The organism is Micromonospora sp. DT31 (assembly GCF_049841795.1).
Classification (GTDB): domain Bacteria; phylum Actinomycetota; class Actinomycetes; order Mycobacteriales; family Micromonosporaceae; genus Micromonospora.
This window is the reverse complement of record NZ_JBNCKZ010000025.1, coordinates 39,896-58,159: the sequence shown is the minus strand read 5'-3', so window position 1 is coordinate 58,159 and position 18,264 is coordinate 39,896. Positions and strand designations below refer to the sequence as shown.

Annotated in this window: 16 protein-coding genes and 1 pseudogene; 5 read left to right on the top strand and 12 right to left on the bottom strand. The window is 71.8% G+C overall.

What is annotated here, in order from left to right:
* The 3 genes and pseudogenes from ACLQ2X_RS26550 to ACLQ2X_RS26540 all read right to left on the bottom strand — a co-directional run.
* Nucleotides 1-264 (bottom strand): annotated as a pseudogene (locus tag ACLQ2X_RS26550) (hypothetical protein); the annotation flags it as partial.
* A 49-nt stretch (nucleotides 265-313) separates the two neighbouring features.
* Nucleotides 314-1,675: a metallophosphoesterase gene (locus ACLQ2X_RS26545; protein WP_425683811.1), complete on the bottom strand. Its 1,362-nt coding sequence runs from the start codon at nucleotides 1,673-1,675 to the stop codon at nucleotides 314-316.
* A gap of 502 nt (nucleotides 1,676-2,177) precedes the next feature.
* Nucleotides 2,178-2,588 (bottom strand): M23 family metallopeptidase, encoded by a 411-nt coding sequence (locus tag ACLQ2X_RS26540; RefSeq protein WP_425683810.1) that lies wholly within the window; start codon nucleotides 2,586-2,588, stop codon nucleotides 2,178-2,180.
* Between ACLQ2X_RS26540 and ACLQ2X_RS26535 the strand changes: the two genes are divergently transcribed.
* From ACLQ2X_RS26535 to ACLQ2X_RS26525, 3 genes are read left to right on the top strand one after another with little or no spacing between them, the layout of a single operon-like run.
* On the top strand, nucleotides 2,568-5,765 hold the full coding sequence (locus ACLQ2X_RS26535; protein WP_425683809.1) for an AfsR/SARP family transcriptional regulator: 3,198 nt from the start codon (nucleotides 2,568-2,570) through the stop codon (nucleotides 5,763-5,765). The two genes, ACLQ2X_RS26540 and ACLQ2X_RS26535, sit on opposite strands and share 21 nt — an antisense overlap.
* Before the next feature lie 6 nt (nucleotides 5,766-5,771).
* The gene (locus tag ACLQ2X_RS26530; protein WP_425683808.1) at nucleotides 5,772-6,068 is read left to right on the top strand and encodes a hypothetical protein; all 297 of its coding nucleotides are present in this window, start codon (nucleotides 5,772-5,774) and stop codon (nucleotides 6,066-6,068) included.
* Between the two features lie 60 nt (nucleotides 6,069-6,128).
* Nucleotides 6,129-8,204 (top strand): hypothetical protein, encoded by a 2,076-nt coding sequence (locus ACLQ2X_RS26525; protein ID WP_425683807.1) that lies wholly within the window; start codon nucleotides 6,129-6,131, stop codon nucleotides 8,202-8,204.
* A 74-nt stretch (nucleotides 8,205-8,278) separates the two neighbouring features.
* Here the strand turns inward: ACLQ2X_RS26525 and ACLQ2X_RS26520 are convergent, their stop codons facing one another.
* A complete protein-coding gene (locus tag ACLQ2X_RS26520; protein ID WP_425683806.1) occupies nucleotides 8,279-8,710 on the bottom strand; it encodes a DUF2000 family protein in 432 nt (143 codons plus the stop codon).
* Between the two features lie 79 nt (nucleotides 8,711-8,789).
* On the opposite strand from ACLQ2X_RS26520, the gene ACLQ2X_RS26515 reads away from it, so the two are divergent.
* A complete protein-coding gene (locus ACLQ2X_RS26515; protein WP_425683814.1) occupies nucleotides 8,790-9,560 on the top strand; it encodes an AraC family transcriptional regulator in 771 nt (256 codons plus the stop codon).
* A gap of 39 nt (nucleotides 9,561-9,599) precedes the next feature.
* Here ACLQ2X_RS26515 and ACLQ2X_RS26510 read toward each other — a convergent pair whose 3' ends face one another.
* From ACLQ2X_RS26510 to ACLQ2X_RS26490, 5 genes are read right to left on the bottom strand one after another with little or no spacing between them, the layout of a single operon-like run.
* A complete protein-coding gene (locus ACLQ2X_RS26510) occupies nucleotides 9,600-10,883 on the bottom strand; it encodes a sensor histidine kinase (protein WP_425683805.1) in 1,284 nt (427 codons plus the stop codon).
* Nucleotides 10,883-11,554: a response regulator transcription factor gene (locus ACLQ2X_RS26505; protein WP_425683804.1), complete on the bottom strand. Its 672-nt coding sequence runs from the start codon at nucleotides 11,552-11,554 to the stop codon at nucleotides 10,883-10,885. Before ACLQ2X_RS26505 ends, ACLQ2X_RS26510 begins: the two co-directional genes overlap by 1 nt.
* A gap of 52 nt (nucleotides 11,555-11,606) precedes the next feature.
* Complete coding sequence (locus ACLQ2X_RS26500; RefSeq protein ID WP_425683803.1) at nucleotides 11,607-12,875, bottom strand: cation:proton antiporter; 1,269 nt, start codon at nucleotides 12,873-12,875, stop codon at nucleotides 11,607-11,609.
* The gene (locus ACLQ2X_RS26495; protein ID WP_425683802.1) at nucleotides 12,872-14,200 is read right to left on the bottom strand and encodes a cytochrome P450; all 1,329 of its coding nucleotides are present in this window, start codon (nucleotides 14,198-14,200) and stop codon (nucleotides 12,872-12,874) included. The genes ACLQ2X_RS26500 and ACLQ2X_RS26495 overlap by 4 nt, the downstream gene beginning before the upstream one ends.
* A complete protein-coding gene (locus tag ACLQ2X_RS26490; protein WP_425683801.1) occupies nucleotides 14,197-14,367 on the bottom strand; it encodes an alpha-hydroxy-acid oxidizing protein in 171 nt (56 codons plus the stop codon). The genes ACLQ2X_RS26495 and ACLQ2X_RS26490 overlap by 4 nt, the downstream gene beginning before the upstream one ends.
* A gap of 164 nt (nucleotides 14,368-14,531) precedes the next feature.
* On the opposite strand from ACLQ2X_RS26490, the gene ACLQ2X_RS26485 reads away from it, so the two are divergent.
* The gene (locus tag ACLQ2X_RS26485; RefSeq protein WP_425683800.1) at nucleotides 14,532-15,977 is read left to right on the top strand and encodes a class I adenylate-forming enzyme family protein; all 1,446 of its coding nucleotides are present in this window, start codon (nucleotides 14,532-14,534) and stop codon (nucleotides 15,975-15,977) included.
* Here ACLQ2X_RS26485 and ACLQ2X_RS26480 read toward each other — a convergent pair.
* Genes ACLQ2X_RS26480 through ACLQ2X_RS26470 form a run of 3 tightly spaced genes read right to left on the bottom strand, consistent with a single transcriptional unit; the run spans nucleotide 15,970 to nucleotide 18,157 of the window.
* Nucleotides 15,970-16,467, bottom strand: a complete 498-nt coding sequence (locus ACLQ2X_RS26480) for a DUF3237 domain-containing protein (RefSeq protein WP_425683799.1) — start codon at nucleotides 16,465-16,467, stop codon at nucleotides 15,970-15,972. The genes ACLQ2X_RS26485 and ACLQ2X_RS26480 overlap by 8 nt on opposite strands.
* On the bottom strand, nucleotides 16,464-16,931 hold the full coding sequence (locus ACLQ2X_RS26475; RefSeq protein ID WP_425683798.1) for a MarR family winged helix-turn-helix transcriptional regulator: 468 nt from the start codon (nucleotides 16,929-16,931) through the stop codon (nucleotides 16,464-16,466). The genes ACLQ2X_RS26480 and ACLQ2X_RS26475 overlap by 4 nt, the downstream gene beginning before the upstream one ends.
* Complete coding sequence (locus tag ACLQ2X_RS26470; RefSeq protein WP_425683813.1) at nucleotides 16,928-18,157, bottom strand: flavin-dependent oxidoreductase; 1,230 nt, start codon at nucleotides 18,155-18,157, stop codon at nucleotides 16,928-16,930. The genes ACLQ2X_RS26475 and ACLQ2X_RS26470 overlap by 4 nt, the downstream gene beginning before the upstream one ends.
* Nucleotides 18,158-18,264: the final 107 nt, after the last annotated feature.

Here is an 18,264-nt window from a genome sequence, read left to right as displayed (position 1 = left end):
GGACTGACCCCCGACGACGATCGGAGCCAACGTCGGATTGCTGATGGTGTAGCCGGGCAACGGCTGGTCCCCGGGGGTGTCCGCGGCGGACGGCGTCGTGGCCGCCGGCGATGCCAGAGCGGCGGCCAGGGCCCTGGTTGCCAGGGCTCCTGGCGCGTCGGCCACCGCCGCCCGCGCCGGCCCGGCGCCGAGCCCCACCATCATCAGCAGGGCCGCGCCGACGGCCATCGAACGCGCGGTGCGACGAGTGAAGTGCAAGGTCATTACCTGGAAACTCCTTCTGTAGTGGTGTCTGCCTCCGAGGCGGGTCCGGTCACGGGAAGGGCGTGTCGAGGAAGTAGACCGGCGCCGTGCCCTCGGCCCGGATCAGGTGCGGGTACCTCGGCCACTTGGGCCCTTCGGGGTATGCAGCCAGTTGCGCGGCGGTGACGAGCTTGCGATCGCCAGCGGCGAATCGCCACGCCCGTAGCGAGCGGGGGTTGGCGATGTGCCGTTTGTAGCCGCGGTCCAGGACGTAGAGCGCAGCTGTGTCCGCGACGTCCAGCACTGTCGGTTTGGCGGTGATCGTCGCCCCGTTCGGGAACTTGTCCGCCTCCGCGACGGGCAGGAACCAGTGGTCGTTGCTCGTCAGGTGCCACGCGGCTCGGACGTCGGGGTTGAGGATGTGCCGCCTGACCTGGGGCGCCCGCAGGGGGAACGGGATGCCGGTCAGGGTGAACTGGTTCTGCGCGTCGGTCAGGAAGGTGTTGTACCGGGGCGAGTAGGTCTTGACCACGATGGTGCCGGCGGCCGGCTGGAACTGCATGATGCGCAGGTAGCTGTTCGGGACCGGGTCGTCGGCATTCTGGAAGTCGGCCAGGATCTCGTCCACCCGGTTGCCGTTGACCCCGATGGAGGACTTCCGCTTGGGCCCGCCGGTGAAGCTGTGTCCACACAGCACCAGGAAGATGTTCGGGTAGAGCTTGACGAGGTTGTTCCACATGTTTTCGCCGGTGGCGTTACGTTGCCCGGTTCCGGCGGTCATGTAGTTGTGGGTGCTGACGATGAACTGCTTGTCCGGGTGGGCGGCGACCACGCCGCGGGCCCAGGCGAGTTCGGCGGCGGTCGGATCGAACGTCAGGGTGATGATGCCCCAGTCGGTGCCGCCTGCGGTGAACTGGTGCCAGGTGTTGTTCGTCTTGGAACTCGGGTAGCTGCCCATGTCGGCGGCCCCGCCAGCCGTCTGCAGAGCGTTGAACTTGCTGTACGGCACGTAGGTGTTGTAGCTGGTCAGGCTTCGGGTGTCGACGTTGTTGAAGTCGTGGTTGCCCGGGGCGATGGCCAGCGGCACCCGGTTGTCCAGGCGGGCGAGCCCGTCACGCGCCCGGGTCCACTGCGCGGCGTCGGTGGCGTTGTGCACCAGGTCGCCGACGTGAATGGCGTAGCGGACCCGCCAGTACGTATCCCGCTGGCCCAGCATCCAGCTGATCTGGGCGGTGAACGACGCGTAGAACGACTTCATCGAGTGCTGGGTGTCGGGCAGCACCGCGATGGTGAAGCTCTCCCGGGAGTTGCCACCGGTTGCCGCGCTCTCCGCGGCCAGGGCGGACGACGGCAGGAACGTCGAGAGCGCCGGCGCGGCGGCCACACCGGCAGCGCCCACCAGGAGGGAACGACGGTTGAGATGCAGAGTCACGTGTGGTCCTTTCAACGGGGGTTCGGGACTGCGCAGGGGCGAGCGTCGAGGGCGTCCGAGAGGAAACGGACAGCCGGCGAAAAGCGATACGGACGTGGCGGACCGCATTGATTTGCGGTCGAACGTGCTCGACGAATGGCTTCGTCGATGCGGTAGATGGGTAGCGTGGCAGAAAATTTCAGCCAGCGAAAGATCTCATCGTCTTGAATATCTGGGCGTTAGTGCGACGGTCAACAACGCGTCCGCGGAGCGGCGGGAACGGCCACCCGCCCCCCGTCCGCGACCGGCGCCGACGGCCGGGAGGGAGCGCGGAAGCCAGCGCGCATGCCGCCTGACCTGCGCTCCCTTGAGACAAGAGCCAGGACTGGCGAGCGGGCGGCGCCGCACATTGCGAGTACATTATGCGCTCATCTTTAGCATTCACATTGACATCCTTGACTAGTCCGCCGATAGTTCGAACGAATCACACCCGAAGCCATCCCACTTTGTTCAGTGGAAGGGCTCACATGAAGGAACGCTTTATGCGTTTGCTCGCGCTGACGCTCGACGGGCCCGTCGTACCCAGCACCCCGGCGCTAGCGGCGCCCGCGTTCAAGTGCCGTTCCACTGCGGGCAGGCCTGGTCCGGGCAGACCCCGCGTGCCGGAGGAGTTGCCGGTGGTGCCGACGTAGCCGATGACCTGTCCGTGCTGCACGCTCTGACCGACGGACGCGTTGAATCCGCTGAGGTGTGCGTAGTAGGTGGTGTAGCCGCCGCCGTGGTTGATCCGTGCGTACCGGCCGTAGCTGGTGTCGCCCAGCTTCTTCACCACGTCGACGGTGCCGGGCGCGCTCGCGACGACCGGGTCACCGGCGTCGTCGGTGCGGTTGAAGTCGACCGTGTTGGTGGATCTGTGGTTCGTGCCCTGCACCACGAACAGCGCCTCGACGGCAGCGACATCAAGGTCCGCTTCAACGGCACCCTCGCCCTCTACTGGGGCACCCGCACCTACACCAGCGACAACGGCTGCTCCGCCCCGGCGCCCGGCACCGCCACCGGCACCGTCAACACCGCCGGCGGACCCCTGACCGTCCGCTCCGGACCCGGCACCAGCGTCACCGGCGCCTACGGCACCAGCACCATCTGGGACCGCATCGGCACCGGCCGGCAGCTGTCCCGCCACATCTTTCCGACCACGGCCCGCATCCTGACCCCACCCCGGGGCGCTAGGATCTATCATCTGCACGTCCGTGAATGGGTAGTGCTCGAATCTCCGAGGATGACGGGAGGTTCGCGGACCATGGCACTCGCGTTCAGTCTGCTGGGGCCGGTGACCCTGCACGTCAACGGCGTCCGCGTCGCCCTCCCGACCGGCAGGCCCCAACTTCTCCTGGCCGCGCTGCTCGTGGGGCGCGGAAAGAGAGTCTCCACCGATCGCCTGCTGACCGGCCTGTGGGACAGTCCACCGCCCTCGGCACCTGTCAACCTACGCACCTACGCGACCCGCCTGCGGACCGCGTTGGGCCCGCACCGGGACCGGCTGACCTGGGTGAACAACGGTTACGCGTTGAGCCTGCAGCCGGGCGAGCTGGACCTCGAGAAGTTCGACGACGATGTCCGCCACGCGCTCGACGCGCGGCGCGGGGGAAACCCCGTGCAGTCCGCCGACCTGCTCTCCGTCGCGTTGCGCCGGTGGCAGGGTGAGGCGGCCGAGGGACTTCCCCGGTACGGCATGCTCGGCGGCAGCCTCGCCGCGCTCGACGAAAGCCGGTGGGTGACGGTCGAGCGGTACGCCGCGGCCTGCGTCGAGGTCGGCCGGCACGCCGCCGCGGTCACCGCCCTACGCACGCTGGTGAGCGACCAGCCGGCCCGCGAGTCCGCCTGGGAGGCACTTGTTCGCGCTCTGGTCCAGTCCGGCGACCGGGCCGACGCGTTGGCGGCGTTGTCCGCGGCGGACACCGCCCTGCGCTCGAAGGCCAACCGTGGACTCGGGCGGGTGCTGCGGGAGTTCGAGCGGGAACTGCTCGAAGGGCCCCCGGCCCCGCAGCGTCGCAGGTCGCCCGCCCACCGCGTCAACCCCCCGGGGCACACCCCGTCGAAGCTCCCCCCGTCGACGCTCCCCCCGCCGGTCGTCCTGGTCGGACGGGAGCATCTGCTGGCGCGGGTCGGGGCCACCCTCGGGTCGACCGGCACGATCGTGCTGCACGGGCCGGCCGGTGTCGGCAAATCGGCGCTCGCCCGCACCGTCGCCAGCCGACTGGCCCACGCGTTCCCCGGCGGTCAGCTGTACCTCGACTTCTACGGCAGCAGTCCGGGTCTCACCCCGATGACTGTGGAGGAGGCGGTGTCGGGTCTGCTGCGGATGCTCGGCGGCGCCAGTTCGGGCTCCACCGCGGGCAGGGAGGCGACCGAACTGCGGGCCCTGCTCAGCACCCGCCGGGTGCTGGTCGTGCTGGACAACGTGGTCGAGGCCGCCCAGGTGCGACGACTGCTGTCCGTCCTCGGCAACGCCGCCACGATCGTGACGAGCCGGGCGGCACTGCCGACCCTGGACGTCACGCACTTCGCGGTCGGCGAACTCGACGCCTACGACTCGGTCCGGCTGCTCGCCCGGCACGTGGGCGCCGACCGCATCGACAGGTCGTCCCAGGATGCCGAAACGCTGGCGGCGATGTGCGGTCACCTCCCGCTCGCGCTGCGGATCGTCGGCGCCCGGCTCTCCAGCCATCCGGAGTGGACGCTTGCGGACATGGTGACCCGGCTCTCCGACGAACAGCACCGTCTCGACGAGCTGAGCTGCGACGACCTGGCCGTACGCGCGAGCCTCGCGGTGACCTGCGACATCCTCGCCGAACGCACCGGAGGCCACGAGGCCCTGGAGCTGTTCAGCCGCTGGGGCAGCGTGCACCTCCCCACCCTCGGGGTCGAGCTGGCGCGCGTGCTGACGGGCGCGTCCACGCGCCAGGCGCGCACCCTGCTGGACCGGCTCGCGGAGGCCGGACTCATCGAGGCGTGCGGCGTGGACCGTTACCGCATGCACGATCTCGTGCGGATCTACGCCATGGAGCGCGGCCGCCGCGACCCCGAGGGCCGCACGGCCGCCATCCACGCGAGCCGGTGCTACTTCCTCGCCACCGCACGTCGGGCGAGGGACCAGATCCGGCCGGTCACCGACCGAGCGCCCGACGGCTTCGTCGAGGCGTACCCCACGGTGACGTTCACGGCTCAGGGCGACGCGCTGCGGTGGTTGGAGGCCGAGCGCGAGAACCTCGTCGCCGCGGCGCGGACCGCGGCTCGCGACGAGACGCCCGAGGGAAGCGAGTTCGCGGTACGGCTGTGCACGGAGCTCTACCCCTTCCTTCCCATGCGGGGGTATTACCACGACTTCCGGGAGGTGGCGGAGTGCGCGTTGCGGTGCGCCCGGCGCCTGGGCAGCCGGCCCGACGAGTCGCTCTCCCTGACCTACTTCGCCATGGCCCAGTCCCGGCTGGGTGACATCGACCAGGCGGTGGACAATCTCCGCGTCGCGCTCGACCTGAGCAAGGCCGACGGTGACACCCAGACAACGGCGGTGGCCTTCGACCGTCTCGGGCTCATGCTGATCGTCGCCAGTCGGTTCGAAGAAGCGGAAACGGCCTACCTGCAGGCGTTGGACATACACCGTGAGCGCGACGACCGACAGCGGATGGGCATCACGTTGAACAATCTGGCCGACGTGCTGCTGCATCTCGGTCAGCCCGAAGCCGCTCTCGTGCACCTGCGGGAGAGCCTGCGGCTACGCGAGGAGTCAGGTGACACGTTCGGCCTCGCCATCACCATCCTGACCATCGGCCAGGCCTACGCCCGCGGCGGGCGGTACCGGCAGGCGTACACCTGGCTCGAGAAGGCTCTGACCGCCATCCGGGCCACCGGCAACCGTGAGGCGGAGTGGCGGGTGCTCATCGTGCGGGCGGAGGTCCACCGCACCACGGGACGACTGGACGCCGCGCGCGACGGCCTGCACCTGGCGCTTGCCCTCTCGCAGGAGATCGGCGACGTCAGCGGCGCCCAGGAGGTGCGTCGAACGCTCGCCGAACTCGACGACGGACGGCGGAGCGTCAGTTCCCGGTAACGGGCGTTGGCGAGCGGACATCGACGACACAACGGCGATGTCGCCAGTTCACGACGTGCCGGCGACATCGGGGCCGGACACGACGCGCACCGGACGCCCCGCGACAGCCCGCCGGCGGACCTGCGCGACCGGGCCCTCGCCGACCCGGGCAGGTGGCTGCGCGAGGGGCGGCCGAACCTCGCCGCGGTGCTGGCCCTCGCCCGGCACGCGACTGGCCGGAGCTGGCCGGCCGGAGCCGCCGCCGCCCTGGCGGGCGGGGGCGGCTCCGGCCGCGCCGATCCGCCGCTGCCGACCACCAACTGAGCCCCACGCAGCCCTCGGTCCGCCCTGAGGCGCTGGCCTTCGCCGCCTAGTATCCCCGGCATGGCGTCGACGACCGATCGCGCGGTGGTCCTGGCGACCCTGGCGCAAGCCGCGGACATCGTGTTCCTGGAACCCAGTGAGCAGCGGGTCACTCAGGACGAGGTGCACCACGACGCGCGGGAGCTGATCCGCCGGCGCGGTCTGCCGGCCGGCACCCCGTACGCCGGCTGGCACACCCAGGCCTCGGCGTTCGGCCCCGACGGGTCGCTGCAACGCCCGCAGCGGGTGTGCTTCGGCGGCGACCGGGAGGTGGTCGGGCGGGCCCTGCGGCGGTTGGCGCCCCTGGGTTACGCGGTGTTCGGCGGGCGCACCGACACCGAGGTCTTCACCATCGTCAAGGACGCCCGGCCGACGGCGGCGGAACCCGCGCAGCTGGCCGGCCTGCGGGTACGGCTGCGTCTGCTCGCCGACCCGCACCTCACGGTCGGGGAGCCCGGCGATCGGCGACCGGCTCCCCTGCGCGACGGTGAGGAGGCGTTGCTGCACGTGGTCCTCGCCTCGGCCGGGCTCGCACCCGTGCACCGGCAGGCATTCCAGGCGCTGCTGATGCGCGGGCTGCTGACCGGTGACGACGTCGACCAGCTGCTGCCGACCTGGCGCGTCGTCTTCCCCAGCGACGCGTCCACGTTCGCCGACGCGGCACTGCGGCTCGGGCATCCCGCCGCCGGGCGACTGGTGAGCGAACTCCTGGCCGACGGCGCGGCCTCCGCGGAACTGCTGCTGGCCTGGGGCCGACCGGCCGCACTGGTGGAAGCCCGGCAGCGTGCCCTGGGCGGCGAGGACGTGCCCGTCCATCTGGAACTCGCCGCCCGTCAGGGCACTCCGCCCGCCGTCTCGGCGCTGGACCTGGCCGCCGAGATGCAGGCGCGTCCCGCCACCGACCCGGCCGTGCAGCGCCGGCGCGCAGAGGCGCTCGGCGCGGTGCTGCCGACCGCGCTCGGCGACCCCGCTTCGTCCCGGGCACGCAACCTGGTGCGCGTTCTACGTGACGACCGGGTACCGGCACGGCTGCGCGCCGACATCGCCCAGGCCCGCGCGGATCTGCCCGTTCACCTGCGCTCCGCGCTGAACCTGTGGACCCACGGCTCCGCCGGCGTGCGACCACCCGGCGAACCACCCTTCGACCCCGGTGACGCCCGCGCGGTCCTGGCCGACTGGAGCGACGCGGTGGACCACGCCCGCCGGGCGGCCGGGCTGCCACCCTGGCCGGGTTTCGACCCGGAGGACAACCGCAGCCGTACGGCCGCGGCGGAGCTGGGCGACGACCTCGTTGCCGGACACGTCGCCGGGCTGCGGGCGTACCTCGGCGAGCCGGCGGCCTCCGAACCCGGGCTCGCCGCGTGCCTGGATCTGCTCTCCGCCGCGGGCGAACTACGGGTGGCGGACCTGGCACCGCTGCGCGCACGGTGGCGCGAGCTGTTCGTCGCCCCGGCGGCGTACCCCACGGCGCCACCGGCGCTGCTGACGTTCGTCCGCGCGCTGCGCGACGCCGGTGACCCGCTGGCGGGCACGGTCGCCGAAGCGGTGCTCGCCGACTCTCGCGCGTGGAGCGAACCGTTGCGGCACGTCCTGACCGGCGAGTTCGCCGGCGACGGAGCGGACGCGGGGCGCCTGTGGGCGGCGGCCACGTCGACCTCGGTGGCGGCGGAGCACCACCATGCGGCCGCGCAGGGGTTCGTGCTGCTCGACTGCCGCCGTACCGGCGACAGTCCCCGCCGGGCGGCGGCGCGCGCGTGGGCGGCCGCCGACCCGCGGCCACCGTACGTCCGGCGCGGCTTCGTCGTCTGCGCGGCTGCCCTCAGCGAGCCGAGGCGGCCCCTGTGGGGATCGTTCGGCAGCCGCTCGTTGCGCTGGTTGACCGCCGCGTTGCGGGTCGCCGAGGATGACGGGCTGCCGGACGGTTTCCGAGCGGCGGCCCTGCTCCTCGCGCGGGAGTCGCGGGTGCTGAGCCACCCGGCCGAGGTGCGGCCGGTGGCCGTCGACCTGCCGACCGCTGATCACCTTCGGGCGCGGGTCGACCGGGCGGCGACCCGGATCGCCGGCACCCGGCGGGTGCGTCGCGGCCCGTTCCGGTGACGCGCGGGCGCGCTCCATCGTCCTCTGACGAGCATGCGTGCGCAGGAGATTCCGTACGCAGGCCCGCCGCCCGGTCAGTGGTGCATGCTCGCGCCCTTGAGCACCTTGTCCACCGCGTTGCGCGGACCGTGGGTGGCCATCCCGACCAGGTCCAACTGCCCGGTGGCGACGGCTCGTACGGCGGCCCGGTTGTCCCGGTCGTTGTTCGTGGCGAACAGGTCCGAGGTGAAGACCGCCAGCGGCAGGTTACGGCCGACAGCTCGCGCGTGTGCCGCCCGCAGCAGTTCCTTTCCCGCCTCGAACACCAGCACGGGCTGGCGGAACATCGACAGGTACCGCACGCCGCCCGCGTCCTCGTACGGCTGGCCGATCACCTCGGGCACCGCCGTGCCGATCCCGCTGACCAGGAACGCCGTGATGTTGAGGCGCTGCCAGGTGAGCAGGTCGTCGCGCAGGACAACGGCGATCTTGGTGTCGAAGCGTACGGGTGCGTGGTCGGTTCGCATGACCCGATGATCGGCCCCTGCCGGGCCGCCGGTCTTGTACGATTTTGACGTGTCGGTGACCGGCGTCGCCGCAGCGGGCATGGCGATGTCCGCCTGGCGCCCGAGCCTGGACGGCGTGGTGGAGGTGTTGCACGCCCACCTCACCGGCCACGCCTATCCGATGCACGCCCACGACACGTGGACCCTGCTCATCGTGGACAACGGCGCGGTGCGCTACGAACTCGACAAACACCAGCGCGGCGCGTCCGGCGACCTGGTCACCCTGCTCCCGCCGCACATACCGCACAACGGCACCGCCGCCCACCCGCACGGACTGCGCAAGCGGGTGTTCTACCTGGCGCCCGACCGGCTGTCCACCGACCTGATCGGCGCCACGGTGGACAACTCCGCGTTCGCCGATCCCCCGCTACGCCGCCGGATAGCCGCCCTGCACGAGGTGATCGGGCAACCCGGCGAGGACCTCGAAGCCGAGGGCCATCTCGCTGACATCACCGAGCGGCTGCGCGCCCGGCTCGGCTTCCCCTGCGTGCCCGAGCGGCTCGGCCGGACCCCGGCGCGCCGGCTCCGCGACGTGCTGGAGGACAACCTCGTCGCGGGCATCTCCCTCGACGAGGCGTCCCGCCTGCTGCACTTCCACCCGGCCCATCTGGTGCGGTCGTTCGGTCGCGAGTTCGGCATGTCGCCGCACCAGTACCTCATCTCCCGCCGGGTCGACCTGGCCCGCCGGTTGATCCTGGCCGGGGAACCGTTGTGGTCGGTCGCGTCCGGCAGCGGCTTCTACGACCAGCCGCACCTGACCCGCCACTTCAAACGGATCCTCGGTGTGACTCCGAAGGCGTTCCGCGGATGAAGGGTTCACCGGGCGACACGATCCGGCCGGCCGTGGCGGTTACCGCGTACCGGCGTCGAGCTGCCATATCCGCAGGTTCCTGATCCGTGAGGCTCTGCCCGCGATGCTCGTCGCTTCCGTCATGGGAAGGCGCACCGTGAAGCGGGCTCCCCACCCCGTTCGGCCCTCGGCCTCGATCGTGCCGTGGTGGCTCGTGACGACCTCCTGGAGCAGGGCCAGCCCCAGGCCGAAGCGGCGGTCTCCGGAGCCCGCGCCGCGGTGGAACCGGTCGAAGATCCGCCGGGCGTCGGCCTGGTCGAAACCCTTACCGGTATCGGCGATCACGATCTCCGCGACGTCGTCGGCGGACCGGAGTGTCACGTCGATCCGGCCGCCTGCGGGGGTGTGTGCCAGCGCGTTCGTGAGCAGTTCGCCGACGACCCGGCGCAGGGCCGACTCGACACCCGGCACCGGCAGCGGGGCGGCGGGGGTGTCCAGGGTGAGGGTGACCTGACGCTCGGCGGCGCGTTCGGCCTCGGCGGCGACAGTCGTCCGGATCAGCGACGTGAGGTCGACCGGCGGATCCGGTCTCCGGTCGGCGGGAGCGGCGGCGAGCCGGGCCGAGAGCAGCAGGTCGTCGACGATCTCGCCGAGCCGGCGGGTGGTGCCGATCAGTCGTTCCAGGTCGTCCAGGTTCGTGGCGGTGCCGTCGCTGCGCGCCCGCCGCGCTATCAACTGGGCCCGGGTGTGCACCTGGGCGATCGGGGTGCGCAGTTCGTGGCTGGCGTCCGCGACGAAGCGGCGCTGTCGGGTCAGTGCCTCCGCGAGCGGTGCGACGGCTCGACGGCCGACGAGCACACCTGTCAGCATGGCGGCGAGCAGCCCGGCTGCCGCCGCGAGGCTGAACGCGAGCAGGAGGTGCCGGCGGTCGGACAGCTGGAAGCGGGCGTCGAACACCGCCTGGACCACACCGTCGTCGCGGGCCTCGGTGCGTACGTGGTAGGTCGTGCCGTTACGCGCGACGGTGGTGGTCTCGGTGGTCCGGGTGACGGCCACGGTGTGCAGCGCGTCACCCAACGGGAAGCCCGGTGGCGGCGGGTTCGTGCCGGTGCGCACTGTGGTGCCGTCGTATCGGAAGATCCAACTGCAGGCGGGCGGGCCGGCGATCGTGCCGTGTTCCGTGCCCCACCTCAGCTCACGCTGGATCTGCGTCTCCTGGCTGTGGACCAGGAGCCCGTAGGAGATGCCGCCGGCCAGCAGCAGCAGGGCGCCGATGGCCAGGCCGACGAACATGCCGATCCGTAGTCGGGTCCGCCTGACGATCGCCTGCTCGGCCGCCTCCATCAGAGTGTTCCGAGGCGGTAGCCGAGACCGTGCACGGTGCGCACCACAGTGCGGCCGAGTTTGCGTCTGAGGTAGTAGACGTAGGTGTCCACTATCGACGCGCCGGCGGCCTCTTCGAAGACCTTACGGCGCAGCACGGCCCGGGGATGTACGGCGTTCGGCCGGGCCGCCAGCACCCGCAGCAGCTCGAACTCCCGGGCGGACAGGGCCACCCGCGTGCCGTCGGCCAGCACCGCTTCGCGTGGCCCCAGGTCGAGCAGCCCGGCGCCGACGTGCAGCACGTCGGTCGGCTCGGGCGTACGCCGGCACAGCGCCCGGACCCGAGCGCTCAGTTCGTCGAGGTCGAAGGGTTTGACCAGGTAGTCGTCGGCGCCCGCGTCCAGCCCGGCGATCCGGTCGTCGACCGTGCCGAGCGCGGTGAGCATCAGGGTCCGGGCCGGGATCGCGCGGGCGCGCAGCCGGGTGACCAGGCCGATGCCGTCGAGTGCCGGCAGCATGCGGTCGATGACCATGACGTCGTAGGAGCGGGTCAGCCCGAGGTGCAGCCCGCGCTGGCCGTCGAAGGCCCGGTCGACGAGGTAGCCTTCGTGCCCCAGCGTCTCGATGAGCATCTCGGTCAGGTCCGCGTCGTCCTCGACCAGCAGCAGCCGGTTCGATCTTCCGCCCCACATATGTTAACGATCTCATAGATGGAGGACGATGGAAGCATCGTTAGTTGCCTCTTCAATTATCTGAAACCGCCAGCGCGGGCGTGCGTACGGGATCCGGCCGTCGCGCCTCGCGGCGCTCGATCCAGCTCAACGCCGGCGTCGTCATCAGCGTGGTGACCAGCGCGACAAGCACCAGCACGGTAAACAGGGACGGGTTCACGATGCCCGCCTCCAACCCCACGTTCAGCGCGATGAGCTGCATCAGGCCACGAGCGTTCATCAGCGCGCCGACCCGAAGCGCGACACCCGACGGCTCCCCGCGGAGCCTGGCCGCCGTCCAGCAGGCACCGAACTTGCCGACGATCGCCGCCGCCACGCAGGCCAGCGCGAAGAGCAGCACCGGCAGGGAACCGAGCAGCCCGAACTCCGTGCGCAGGCCCGAATACGTGAAGAACAACGGCAGGAAGAGCGTCGCAGCGACAGGTGTGAGCGTGTCCACCACCTTGTCGGTGTTCGCGGTACGGGGCATCACCACGCCGACCGCGAACGCGCCGAAGACCGCGTACAGCCCGATCCCGTCGGTGTACCAGGCGACCAGGAAGAGCAGGGCGACAGTGCCGAGCAGCCGGGCGCGGTCGTTGAGGGCGCGGTGGGTCATCAGCGTGGCGGTGACCGCACGCCCGCCGAACCAGAGCAGCAGTCCGAACAGGACCGCTCCGCCCACGGTGACGAGCGCCGGATCGGCCCGACCGGAGGCGAAGGCCAGTACGGCGGCCAGCCTGATCCAGGCGGCCATGTCGTCGATCGCGCCGCTGGCCAGGGAGAGTGTGCCGTGGCGGGTGCCGGCGTGCCCGTGTTCGGTGATGATCCGGGCCAGCATCGGGAACGCGGTGATGGCCAGCGCGACGCCGACGAACGCGGCCGAGACCCCGAGCGACGTCCCGTCGGCCTGGATCGGCACGGCGCCCGCCGTCACCAGGACCAGCAGCACCCCCAGCAGCAGCGGCGCGGTGACCCCGGCCAGGGAGACCACTCCGGCGGTGCCGGCGAGCCCGGTGACCCGGTGGGCGCTGAACGCGTACCCGGCCTGGAACATGAACAGCACCAGGCCGACCTGGCCCACGACATAGAGGACCGGAAGCAGCGGGGCCGGGAACAGGGCGTTCTGCACGTCCGGCAGGAGGAGCCCGAGCAGCGACGGCCCGAGCAGGACGCCGGCGAGCATCTCGCTGACCACGGCGGGCTGCCCCGCCTTGCCGAGCAGCCAGGCGACGCCTTTGCAGAAGATCAGGATCACGGTGACCGCGATGAAGAACCGCGGCGCCAGCTCCGTTGGTGTCATCGGACAGCCCTCTCGAAGTAGTCGGTGCACAACCGCTGCCGGCGGGCGTCAACGACCATCCAGGTGCCGAACACCAGTTGCCGGATGCTGCGGCCCACGTCGGCCCACCGGTCCCGCGACCGCATCGCGGCCAGCCGTAGCCGCCCCGGACCGGGGGACCCGACCGGTGTCAGGTACGCCGGGCCCCGGCTGGGCAGCGACCGGGTGTGTGAGGCGGACGAGGTCAGGACGTACCGGCGCAGCACCTCGCGGGTCGCGGCGCGCATCATCACCGGCGCGACACCACGGGCCGGACAGGCCCGGTTCGCGGTGACCCCGTACGGGATGAAGTGCGCCTCGCCGCGCTTGAGCGTCAGCCACCGGTCCGGGTCGAACCGGTCGTCACCGGCGGCTCCGCCGCGGTGAAACGCCAGGTAGTTGAAGAGCAGAACCGTGCCGGCCGGGAGGGACACCCCGGTGGGCAGCGTGATCGGCGCCGACGTGATCCGGTGCGCGACGCCGAAGAGCGGATGCACCCGCAGCGTCTCGTCGATCACCCGGTCCAGCGCGTCGTCGTCGAGTCCCCGCTGGAGGCCGGGATGCGTGGCGAGGGCGAGCAGCACGTGCGCCATCGCCTCGGACATCTGCACGACAGCCGTGTTGAAGAAGGCACCCTGCAGGTACCAGGCCGTCTCCTGGGCGGTGAACGGCGGCGGCAGCGTCACCGGACAGGTCCCCGTCCGGATCCGCTCGTACAGATACCTGGTCAGCCGGTCGCGCCGCCGCATGTGCCGCAGGCCGGTGCACTTCAGCCCGCTGACCACGTCGTCGGCGTTGGCGACGATAAGCGCCCGCGCCTCCGGTGGGCACGTCTCGCCGAAGACGAGCTCGTAGTAGACCTCGGCCCAGACCGGCATCATCAGATCACGCAGCCGTACGTGGCTGGTCCGGTCGGCCGGTAACCGGTCGAGCACCCGCCGGGTGGCGGCCGTCGCGAGGTCGTCGCAGCGCTGACGGCGCACCGCGAGCACCCGCCGGGTCGTGGCGGCCACGGTCCGGTAGCGCTCCCCCGGCTCCAGATGCTCCTGGTGCATGTGCGGCCCGGGCGCCAGCCAGTACCAGAACAGGTCCGACAACCCGGCCCCCCGGCTGCGCCCGTCCGCCGCCGGATCCGAGTACACCCGCTCGAAATGCTCCATGCCGACTGTGGGACCGGGCACCGGAACGCCTTCGACGCCGTTGACCCTGACGAACACCCACTGCCGCAGCCGGACCACCGTCCGGGGCAGCCAGTACGGGACGGTCCACGCCACGCCGACCCCCGCCAGGACGATCAGGGCACTCATCCGCATGCCACCGTGACGACCAGGTCACCGCGCAGGTCGGTCGGTCCGGTGGCACCGGCCAGCGCCAGCGCCCGGTCGAGGTCGGTGTGCAGCAGGTCGAGCACCTGGCGTACCCCGGCGGCGCCGCCCACCGCGAGCCCCCAGAGCACCGGGCGGCCGACCAGCACCGCGCGCGCCCACGACGCCAGCTACCTGCACCCGGTCGTACGGGTCCATCGCGGCGGCCGGGTCGTCGCGGTGCACCACCTCGCGGAGAACCTGGAGAACCACTGGAACCTGCCGGACGTGCACCACCAGCCGCTCGTGCTCTTCGTCAAGGGCGTGCTCTCCGATGCCGGATGAGGTCTGGCCGCAGCCCGTGCTGGACCTGCTCGCCACAGGTGACGACCGGCCGGTCTTCGAGGACGGCGACCGGACCGTCACCACGGCCCAGATGTACCGGCTGGTCCGTCGCATCGCCGCCGGGCTCCGTGCCGCCGGGGCCGGCCCCGACGTCGGGGTGGCCCTGCGGATCGGCGTCACCGCGGAGGCCTTCGCGGCGATCATCGCGGCGTTCGCGGTCGGCGCCCGGGTCTCCGGGATCCGCGCCGACCTGACGCCGGCGCACCGCACCTGGGAACTCGGCGAGAACACGCTGCTGCTCGACGACGCACGGGTCGCCGAACTGGCGCGCACCCCCGACGACGGACGTGCGCTGATCGCCGCCGGGCGTCCGGACGACGTCGCCCGGATCGTCTGGACCAGCGGCAGCACCGGCAGCCCGAAGGGCTGTGCCCAGACGTACGCGGCGATGAGCGCGGCCTGGGCACCGTACCCGGATCGCTGGCCTCCGGCGGTCGCCGACCTCGCCACCCGGCTCCAGCGCTATCTCGTCTTCGGTTCGCTGAGCAGCCAGGTGATGCTGGAGTACGGCATCCTCACCCTGGCCGCGGGAGGCACCCTCGTCGCGGCCCGGCCCCCGGGTTTGCCCGGCATGATCGCCCGGCACCGGGCGACCGCGAGCGTGATCACCGTGGGCAAGCTCAACCAGCTCGTGCAGGACCAGCGCACCGACCCGGTCGACCTGAGCAGCCTGCGGGCCCTGCTGGTCTCCGGCTCCCCGCTCGCACCGGGCCGGCTCGCCGAGGCGATCGACGTGCTCGGCCCCGTGATCTTCCACGGCTACGGCCAGACCGAGACCGGCATGATCACGATGGTGACGCCGGCCGAGATGCTGGCGTACCCGGCCGCGCTCGCCTCGGTCGGCCGTCCTCCGCCGGTGACCGATCTGTCCATCCGGGACGCCGACGGCCGTCCCGCCGCCGAGGGGGAACTGTTCGTGCGGACACCGGCGCAGGCCGCCGCCTACTGGAAGGATCCGGTCGAGACCGCCGAGGTCTTCGTCGACGGCTGGGTCCGCACCCGTGACCTGGCCCGGCTGGACGGCGACGGCAACCTGCACCTGCTCGGCCGGGTCCGGGACGTCATCATCGTGCACGCCAACCTGGTGTACGCGGGCCCGATCGAGCGGGTTCTCGCCGCCGACCCCACTGTCGCCGAGGCCTACGTCGTGGGTCGTCCCGACGACGTCACCGGGGAGGCGGTGCACGCCTACGTGGTGCCGGCCGCCGGTCGCGCACCGGATGCGGGACGGCTGCGTACGCTCGTGGTTCAGGCGCTGGGGGAAGCCTCGGCCCCGCAGACGATCCAGTGGATCGACCGGGTGCCGGTGGGGGCGAGCGGCAAGCCGGACAAGCGCGCCCTGGGGCTCCATATGCCTGCGGGAACGACTACGTGACGCGGTAGGCGGTGTAGCGCACCCGGTCGGCCTCACGGATCGCCGACGCCACGAAGACGCACTGCTCCAGGACGGCCAGCGCGGGCACCGACGTCTCCAGTCGTACGCACAGGCGGAAGTAGTACTCGGCAGGGTCGACCGCTTCGCCGCGCAGCAACGCGTCGAGGATCTCCGGACGGCCGCTGCGGACGCCGAACGTCCGGAGGTAGACGTGGCCGCCGTCGGCGGTGCGCGCCGAATAGCGCGTGTCGATCTCGATCGCACCGTCGGGGCGGACCAGCTGCCAGTCGGCGCCGCCAGGGAGGATGTCAGCTTCGAAGCCGCCGGTGACCCGGCCGCCGACGACGGGCACCACGCGGCGGTGGCCCGCGCGGGTCATCCCGTGGTCCTCCAGCGCCCCGAGCCGGGCCTCCACCTCGAACGCGGCCTCCAGTCCGGGAACCGGCGGGGCGCTCACCGGGCCCCCGCCGTTGGGTCGGGGCGTACTCATGGGGTGCCCTTGGCCTGCGCGAGGGCGTCACGGAGGCGTTCCAACGCGGGCACCGCGGCGGCGATGGCCGCCCGGTCCGCCGGCGGCAGGGTGGCCGCGGCGCGGGCGACCAGGTCTCCGCTCGCGAGGTCGAAGCGGTCGAACAGGTCGAGGGCCTTCGGGGTGGCGAGGACCTCGACGTGGCGGTGGTTGCCGGGACGGGGGCGGCGCTCGACCAGACCGTTGCCCTCCATCGTGGTGAGCAGGTTGCTGACCGTCGAGCGGCTCAGGCGGAGTCGTTCGGCCAGCTCACCGGGACCGGACACGGTGCCCCGTGGGAGCGCCCGCACGATCTCGATCTGCGCGTCCGGGACCTCCGGCAGGTGCTCGGCGGCCCGGGCGGCGGCGAGCAACGTGCGGCGCAGCGGTGAGATCACCGACGCCAGGCGTGCCGCGTCCAGCTCGGTCGCCTCCGGGCCGGTCACGGCAGGACGCCCGAGAAGACGGTCGGCGTCAGGGAGGCCCGTTCGTTGAGGTCGGCGGGCAGGAAGCCGGCCGCCTTCTTGTACCCGGTGGCGATCTCGGTCAGCTCCTCCGGCGGGATGACGTCGTGGATGTGCGCGAACCCGTCCGGCGCGCGCTCGCGGGCGAGCACCATCACCTGTTCCGGGCCCTGCCGCCGGTTGCTCAGCACGAGCGCGGTGGTCGCCGGCCGCCGGTCCGCCTCGTAGGCGTCGAGCGCCTGCCGCACCGTCCGCGCGGTGGCGAGGTGGAACGCGAGGGTACGTGCGTCCAGGATCGCCTGCGACGCCCCGTTGGAACCGTTCGGATACATCGGGTGTGCGGCGTCTCCGAGCAGCGTCGTGTTGCCGTGGGTCCACGTGTCGATCGGGTCACGGTCCACCATGGGGTATTCGAGGATCTCGTCGGCGGCGGCCAGCAGCTCCGGCACGTCGAGCCACGGGAAACGCCAGTCCGCGAAGAGCGAGACGACAGGCGCGGGGGCGACCGCCCGGTTCCAGTCCGCGTTCGGCCCGGCGAAACCGGGACCCCGCCGCTCGGCGACGACGTTGATCAGGCCGGAACCGATCGGGTACGCGACGAACTTCTGTTCCGCGTCCCCTGCCATGATCATGGTTCGTCCGTCCAGGAATCCGGGTGCCCGGGCCGTCCCCCGCCACAGCGTCAGCCCGTTCCAGAGCGGCTCGCCCTGGTCGGGCTGATGCTGCCGGCGCAGCGCGGAATGGATGCCGTCCGCTCCGACGACCAGGTCGCCCGCGACGCTCACCTCCCCCGCTGCCGTCTCGAAGCGTGCGACGCCGTTGTGGACGCCGACGAGCCGGTGCCCGGTGCGCACCGTGTCGGCCCCCAGGCGTTCCCGCACCACGGTGAGCAGTTCCATCTGGAGCCGGCCGCGGTGCACGGAAAGCTGCGGCCAGCGATATCCGGCGTCCAGCCCGCGCGGCTCGGTCCAGATCTGCTGACCGTAACGGTTGTAGTAAGCCAGTGTGCCGGGCGCGGCGCCAAGCCTCTCCACGCGTTCGCGGAGGCCCAATTCGGTCAGCTCTCGAACGGCGTGCGGAAGCAGATTGATCCCGACGCCGAGCGGGTGCAGCGCGGCGGCCCGCTCATAGACGGCGATGTCACGGAAGCCGGCCCGGTGCAGGCTGAGCGCGGTGGTGAGGCCACCGATACCAGCGCCCACGATCACGATCGCCAAGTCGTCGCTCCCTCCGCCGCCACGCCACCAACCGCACAGTTTGGTCACAAAATCGTCATGCGTCAAGACGAATTCTCATCGAGGTCGGACCACTCGAA

Coding starts and splice junctions, on each gene's coding strand:
- ACLQ2X_RS26525 (WP_425683807.1), top strand. CDS start 6,129: ATGGCGTCGACGACCGATCGCGCGGTGGTCCTGGCGACCCTGGCGCAA.
- ACLQ2X_RS26520 (WP_425683806.1), bottom strand. CDS start 8,710: ATGCGAACCGACCACGCACCCGTACGCTTCGACACCAAGATCGCCGTT.
- ACLQ2X_RS26515 (WP_425683814.1), top strand. CDS start 8,790: ATGGCGATGTCCGCCTGGCGCCCGAGCCTGGACGGCGTGGTGGAGGTG.
- ACLQ2X_RS26510 (WP_425683805.1), bottom strand. CDS start 10,883: ATGGAGGCGGCCGAGCAGGCGATCGTCAGGCGGACCCGACTACGGATC.
- ACLQ2X_RS26505 (WP_425683804.1), bottom strand. CDS start 11,554: ATGTGGGGCGGAAGATCGAACCGGCTGCTGCTGGTCGAGGACGACGCG.
- ACLQ2X_RS26500 (WP_425683803.1), bottom strand. CDS start 12,875: ATGACACCAACGGAGCTGGCGCCGCGGTTCTTCATCGCGGTCACCGTG.
- ACLQ2X_RS26495 (WP_425683802.1), bottom strand. CDS start 14,200: ATGAGTGCCCTGATCGTCCTGGCGGGGGTCGGCGTGGCGTGGACCGTC.
- ACLQ2X_RS26485 (WP_425683800.1), top strand. CDS start 14,532: ATGCCGGATGAGGTCTGGCCGCAGCCCGTGCTGGACCTGCTCGCCACA.
- ACLQ2X_RS26480 (WP_425683799.1), bottom strand. CDS start 16,467: ATGAGTACGCCCCGACCCAACGGCGGGGGCCCGGTGAGCGCCCCGCCG.